The following is a 6223-nucleotide window of genomic DNA, read 5'->3' on the forward strand; positions in this document are numbered from 1 at the left end:
CGCGTTGAGCAGCTGGACGACACGACGAACATGATGGCCGCCCGCGCCCAGTTCAGCATCTCGCTGTCACCGCCGAGCCCCGCGGACTTGGCTGCGCCGCCGCCCAGACCCTGATCGCGTGGCCGCAGTCACGCCGCCCTTCGGCGGCTTGGCGCGGGCTCTGTTGAGGACTATATCGGAAAGGATGAAGGGGCAGCCGTTCTCGCTGCCCCTTTTGCCGGGCGCAATAACGCGCTGATAGAAAAGCCCTTTCATGCAAGACCGACTGCCGCAATCGACGGGCGACGCCGTGCTTCACGCTCGGGCGGGGCAGCTTGCCGTCTTGCGGGCGCTGATTCCGTATATCTGGCCAAAGGGCAGGCGGGACTTGCATGCGCGCGTGATCCTGGCCTTTGCCGCGCTCCTGATCGCCAAGGTCATCACCTTGGCGGTGCCGATCGCCTACAAGAACGCGGTGGACTATCTCACCGGGGAAGCCACGACCGGCGCGGCCCCGGGCGTCGGGTTCCTCGGTCTGGCGGTCGTTCCGGCCATGCTCATCGTCGCCTACGGGGTGGGGCGCATCCTGATGGTGCTGTTCGCGCAAGTGCGCGACGTGATCTTCACCGTGGTCTCCCAGAACGCAGTGCGGCAGCTCGCCAACCGCACCTTCCGGCATCTACACAGACTCTCGTTGCGGTTTCACTTGGAGCGACGCACGGGCGGGCTCAACCGGGTGATCGAGCGGGGCGTCTCCGGCGTCGACACGATCATGCGCATGGCCGTGCTGAACTCGATCCCCACCGCCGTCGAACTCGTGATGATCGGCGGCCTGGTCGCTTGGTATTTCGGTTGGCTTTACGTGGTGGTCGTGTTCGTCACCGTGGCGGCCTATGTCGTGTTCACGTTCTTCGCGTCCGAGAAGCGCCTCGCTATTCGCCGCGACATGAATGAAAGCGATACCGAGGCGCACTCCAAGGCGACGGATAGTCTGCTCAATTTCGAGACCGTAAAATATTTCGGTAACGAGGAGTTGGAGGTGCGGCGTTTCGATTCCTCCATGGAGCGCTACGAGAAGGCCGCCATTCGCACCTATACGACGCTCGGCGTGCTGAACTCCGGCCAAGCGATTATTTTCAGCATTGGCATGGTCGTGTGCATGCTGCTCGCGGCGCGTGACGTCACGCTCGGAGTGCTGACCGTGGGCGACTTCGTCATGATCAACGCCATCCTGATTCAGCTCTATATGCCTTTGAACTTCATGGGCATGGTCTATCGCGAGATCAAGCAGGGGCTGATCGACATGGAGACCATGTTCGCGCTGTTGCACGAGCCCGCCGAGATCGTGGACCATCCGGGCGCGAAGCCGCTTCGGATCGAGGCCGGCGTGGTCAAGTTCGAGAACGTCTCCTTTGCTTATGAGCCGGGCCGGCCGATCCTCAAAGACGTGAGCTTCGAGGTGCCGGCGGGCAAGATGGTCGCGATTGTCGGCGCATCGGGCGCAGGCAAATCCACCATCTCGCGCCTCCTGTTCCGCTTCTACGAGCTCACCAACGGCAAGATCACCATCGACGGCCAGAATATCAGAGACGTGACCCAAGCCTCGTTGCGCGCGGCGATCGGCATGGTCCCGCAGGACACGGTGCTGTTCAACGACACGATCGAATACAACATCCGCTATGGCCGCCCCGATGCTACCCCGGCGGAAGTGCGCGAGGCGGCGCGGCTCGCCCAGATCCACGATTTCGTCATGACCCTGCCGCAAGGCTACGACGCGCTGGTCGGCGAGCGGGGCTTGAAGCTGTCCGGCGGCGAGAAGCAGCGCGTGGCCATCGCCCGCACGATCCTGAAATCGCCGCCGATCCTGATGCTGGACGAGGCGACCTCGGCGCTCGACAGCCATACGGAGAAAGAGATCCAGGATGCCCTGGAGCGCGTGGCGCGCGAGCGTACGAGCCTGGTCATTGCGCACCGGCTCTCCACGGTGGTCCATGCCGACAACATCATCGTGCTCGATGAGGGAGCGATTGTGGAGCAGGGCACCCATAACGAGCTTCTCGACAAGGGCGGGCTCTATGCCAGCCTGTGGGCGCGCCAGCGCGAGGCCGACGAGGCGCGCGAGCGGTTGGCGCACGCACTCGAGGAAGAAGATATTCACGACTCCCGCGCGGCCGAGCGTTTGGAAGACGAGGCGCTCGCCTCAAATTGACCAGAGAAGCTTAGGAGCACCATGAACGACCGGCATAGTCTGCTCGATACGATTACCAACGCCTTCGTGCCGATCCATCGCGACGGCTACAAATTCGTGGCCGGCGCCGCGATCGCCGCATTGTTTCTGCTTCTGTTTGTGCCGGTGCTCGGCTGGATCGCCGTGCTGCTCACCGCCGCAATCGCCTATTTCTTCCGCGATCCCGAGCGGGTCACGCCCGATCGGCCGGGACTGATCGTCAGCGCCGCAGACGGCAAGGTCGCCTCGGTGATCGAGGGCGTGACCGCCCCGCGCGAGCTGGCGCTCGGCACCACGCTTTTGACACGCGTCTCCGTGTTCCTGTCCGTGCTCGACGTGCATATCGTGCGCGCGCCCGTCGGTGGAAGGATCATCCACAGCGCTTACGTCCCCGGAGCCTTCCTCAATGCCGAGCTCGACAAGGCGAGCGAGGAGAACGAGCGGCAAGCCTTCGTCATCGAGACCAAGTCCGGAGCCAAGCTCGGCGTGGTTCTGATCGCAGGGTTGGTGGCGCGGCGGATCGTGACTTTCGTGAACGACGGGGCTAGCGTGGAGGCGGGCGAGCGCATGGGCTTGATCCGGTTCGGCAGCCGCGTCGACCTTTATGTCCCTGCGGGCGTCGAGGTTCTGGCCGAGATCGGGCAGACGGCGATTGGCGGCGAGACGGTGCTCGCGACGTACGCAGACGACACACGGGGGAAGGCGTAAGCGTTCATGTTTCCTCCTTTCGATCCGGAACGGGACGACCGCAAGCGGCGGCCGCGCGTGTTCGCCCGCGGCCAAGTGCCGATCCGCGTGCTCATTCCCAACATCTTCACACTTGTCGGGCTGTGCGCAGGTCTGACCGCGATTCGCATGGGCATCGAGCACCGCTGGGATCTCGCGGTGGCGGCGCTCGTGTTCGCCGCGTTTCTCGACGGCATTGACGGCCATGTGGCGCGGCTTCTGAAAGCCTCGTCGCGCTTCGGGGCCGAGCTCGACAGCCTCGCCGATTTCGTCAATTTCGGTGTGGCGCCCGCCATCATCATGTTCAACTGGGCGCTCGAGGATCTGCGCAGCCTGGGCTGGATCGCCGTGCTGGTCTTCGCGGTCTGCTCGGCGCTCCGGCTCGCCCGCTTCAATGTGTCGCTCGATCGGACCGATCTGCCCGCCTGGCAGAACGCCTTCTTCGTGGGCGTGCCGGCGCCTGCCGGGGCCATCATTTTGCTTCTGCCGATCTATGCCCAGGATCTGGGGCTTCATCTGCCGAGCCTGACCCCGCTCGTCCTGATTTATACCCTGGCGATCGCGCTCCTGATGGTCTCGAATGTCCCGACTTTCTCGATAAAAATGATCGGCCAGCGCATCCACCGGGAGTATGTGCCGCCGGTTTTCGTCCTCGCCGCGCTTTTCATTGCCCTGCTTTTGACCTATCCATCCCTCACTCTCGCTGTCGGGTCAGTGACTTATCTCGCCCTGATCCCAGTCAGCGCCTATCGTTATCTCGCCGCCAAGCGTAAGGCCGAGACCCACGCCAAGGGCCAGAACGGCAAAGGCTCAGACAAAGTCGAGCCTGCGTCCAAGGGCTCCCGATCGACGAGTACGAGTGCGAAGTGATGAAGCAGCGCCTGTCTTCTTATCTCCGTCAGCTCGAAGCGGAGAGCATCCACATCATGCGCGAGGTCGTCGCCGAGTTCCGCAACCCGGTGATGCTCTACTCCATCGGCAAGGACTCCGCCGTCCTGCTGCATCTCGCCATGAAGGCGTTCTATCCGGCCAAACCGCCGTTCCCGCTGCTCCACGTAGACACCACCTGGAAGTTCCGGGAGATGATCGAGTTCCGCGACCGGGAGGCCAAGCGGCTCGGCATCGACCTGTGGGTGCACATCAATGAAGACGGCGTGAGCGACGGCATTTCGCCGATCACGCATGGTAGCGCGCTCCACACCGACATCATGAAGACGGAGGCGCTGAAGCAGGCTTTCGCCAAGCACGGCTTCGACGCGGCGTTCGGCGGTGCGCGCCGCGACGAGGAGAAATCGCGCGCGAAGGAGCGTGTGTTCTCGTTCCGCAACGCTGCCCATAACTGGGACCCGAAACGCCAGCGCCCCGAGCTTTGGCATCTCGCCAACACCAAGGTGAAGCCCGGCGAGAGCATGCGGGTGTTCCCCTTGTCGAACTGGACCGAGCTCGACGTGTGGACCTACATCTATCTCGAGGACATACCCGTGGTGCCGCTCTATTTCGCCAAGGAGCGGCCGGTGGTCGACCGTGACGGCACGTTGATCATGGTCGACGACGAGCGCCTGCCCATCGAAGAGGATGAGACGCCGGAGATGCGCAAGGTGCGGTTCCGGACGCTCGGCTGCTATCCGCTCACCGGCGCCATCGAATCCGACGCCACGACGGTGCCCGAGGTCATCGAGGAACTGATCGCCTCGCGGCATTCCGAACGCCAAGGCCGGGTGATCGACCACGATCAGATCGGCTCGATGGAGAAGAAGAAGCAGGAGGGCTACTTCTGATGCCGCAATTGAGCGTTGTCGCCGGCGCCAAGGAGAGTGCCAGCGAGCGGCTCGCCGCCCGGATCGTCGCGGATGAGAACAGGGGGCTGTTGCGGTTCTTGACCTGCGGCAGTGTGGACGACGGCAAGAGCACGCTGATCGGCAGGCTGCTCTACGATTCCGCTCTCGTGTTCGAGGACCAGCTTCAGAGCGTCGAGCGCGAGTCCAAGCGTCCCAACGCGCCGCGCGGCGGGGAGATCGACCTGTCGCTGCTCGTCGACGGACTCCAGGCCGAGCGCGAACAAGGCATCACCATCGACGTGGCCTATCGCTATTTCGCGACGCCCCGGCGGAAGTTCATTGTCGCCGACACGCCCGGCCATGTGCAGTACACGCGCAACATGGCTACCGGCGCATCCAATTGCGATTTCGCCGTGCTGCTCGTCGATGCACGCCAAGGCGTTCTGACTCAGACGCGGCGGCACGCCTGCATCTTGTCGCTGCTCGGCATCAAGAAAGTCGCCGTCGCCGTCAACAAGATGGACCTGATCGATTTCGATCAGGAGAAGTTCGAGGCCATTGCCGAGGACTTCGCGGCCTTCGCCGAGCCGCTGGGTTTCGACTCCATCGTCGCGATCCCCGTTTCGGCGCTTAAGGGCGACAATGTCACGGCCCCGAGCGCGCATATGCACTGGTATCACGGTCCTACGCTGCTGGGGCATCTGGAGACGGTGGATGTGACCCCCGAGGCGGCGGCTGGACCGTTCCGTTTTCCGGTGCAATGGGTGAACCGGCCGCATCTCGATTTCAGAGGTTATGCGGGCACGGTGGCGAGCGGCAGCGTCAAGCCCGGCGACGAGGTGGTTATTCACCCGTCCGGCAAACGGGTGCATGTGGCCCGCATCGTCACGGCGGACGGCGATCTCGAAGAAGCCCATGAAGGCGACGCCATCACGCTCACTTTCGCGGAGGAAGTCGATGCCAGCCGCGGCGATGTCATCGCGTCGCCGGACGCCGCGCCGTCCACGTCCGATCAGGTGGCCGCGAAACTCATCTGGTTCGACGAGGAGGCCATGCTTCCTGGCCGCGCTTACACGGTTCGTTGCGGCAGTCAGACAACGACGGCAACGATCTCGACGCTCAAATACAAACTCAATGTCGACAATCTCGATCACGTGGCCGGCAAGACGCTGGAGATGAACGAGGTCGGCTTGTGCAATCTCAGCATGACCAAGCCGCTGGTGTTCGATCCTTACGGCGACAACGCCGAGACCGGCAGCTTCATTCTCATCGATCGTTTCACTAACGCCACGGTGGCGGCGGGTATGATCGAGTTCGGTCTGCGGCGCGCGACCAACGTACAGTGGCAAGAGCTCTTCATCGACAAGGGTGCGCGGGCCGGGCTCAAAGGGCAGAGGCCTTGCGTGCTGTGGTTCACGGGTCTGTCGGGCTCCGGCAAGTCCACCATCGCCAACACGCTGGAGAAGCGGCTCCACGCCCTTGGCCGCCACACCTATATGCTCGACGGCGACAA

5 protein-coding genes are annotated in these 6223 nt (G+C 63.4%); all 5 read left to right on the forward strand.

The genetic code is table 11. From position 1 onward, the window contains the following. Positions 1-253: 253 nt before the first annotated feature. Positions 254-2188, forward strand: coding sequence for an ABCB family ABC transporter ATP-binding protein/permease (locus ACSLE4_RS10000; RefSeq protein WP_435904312.1), 1935 nt, complete (start codon positions 254-256; stop codon positions 2186-2188). A 21-nt stretch (positions 2189-2209) separates the two neighbouring features. Beyond that, positions 2210-2914, forward strand: coding sequence for a phosphatidylserine decarboxylase (locus ACSLE4_RS10005; protein WP_435904313.1), 705 nt, complete (start codon positions 2210-2212; stop codon positions 2912-2914). Between the two features lie 6 nt (positions 2915-2920). Further along, positions 2921-3802 (forward strand): CDP-diacylglycerol--serine O-phosphatidyltransferase, encoded by an 882-nt coding sequence (pssA, locus tag ACSLE4_RS10010; protein WP_435904314.1) that lies wholly within the window; start codon positions 2921-2923, stop codon positions 3800-3802. After that, positions 3802-4710, forward strand: coding sequence for a sulfate adenylyltransferase subunit CysD (gene cysD / locus ACSLE4_RS10015; RefSeq protein WP_435904316.1), 909 nt, complete (start codon positions 3802-3804; stop codon positions 4708-4710). The genes pssA and cysD overlap by 1 nt, the downstream gene beginning before the upstream one ends. Further along, a partial coding sequence (gene cysN / locus ACSLE4_RS10020; RefSeq protein ID WP_435904315.1) for a sulfate adenylyltransferase subunit CysN occupies positions 4710-6223 on the forward strand: 1514 nt, incomplete at its 3' end. The genes cysD and cysN, both read left to right, overlap by 1 nt.

The sequence above is a fragment of the Methyloceanibacter sp. genome (genome assembly GCF_051306395.1).
Classification (GTDB): Bacteria; Pseudomonadota; Alphaproteobacteria; order Rhizobiales; family Methyloligellaceae; genus Methyloceanibacter.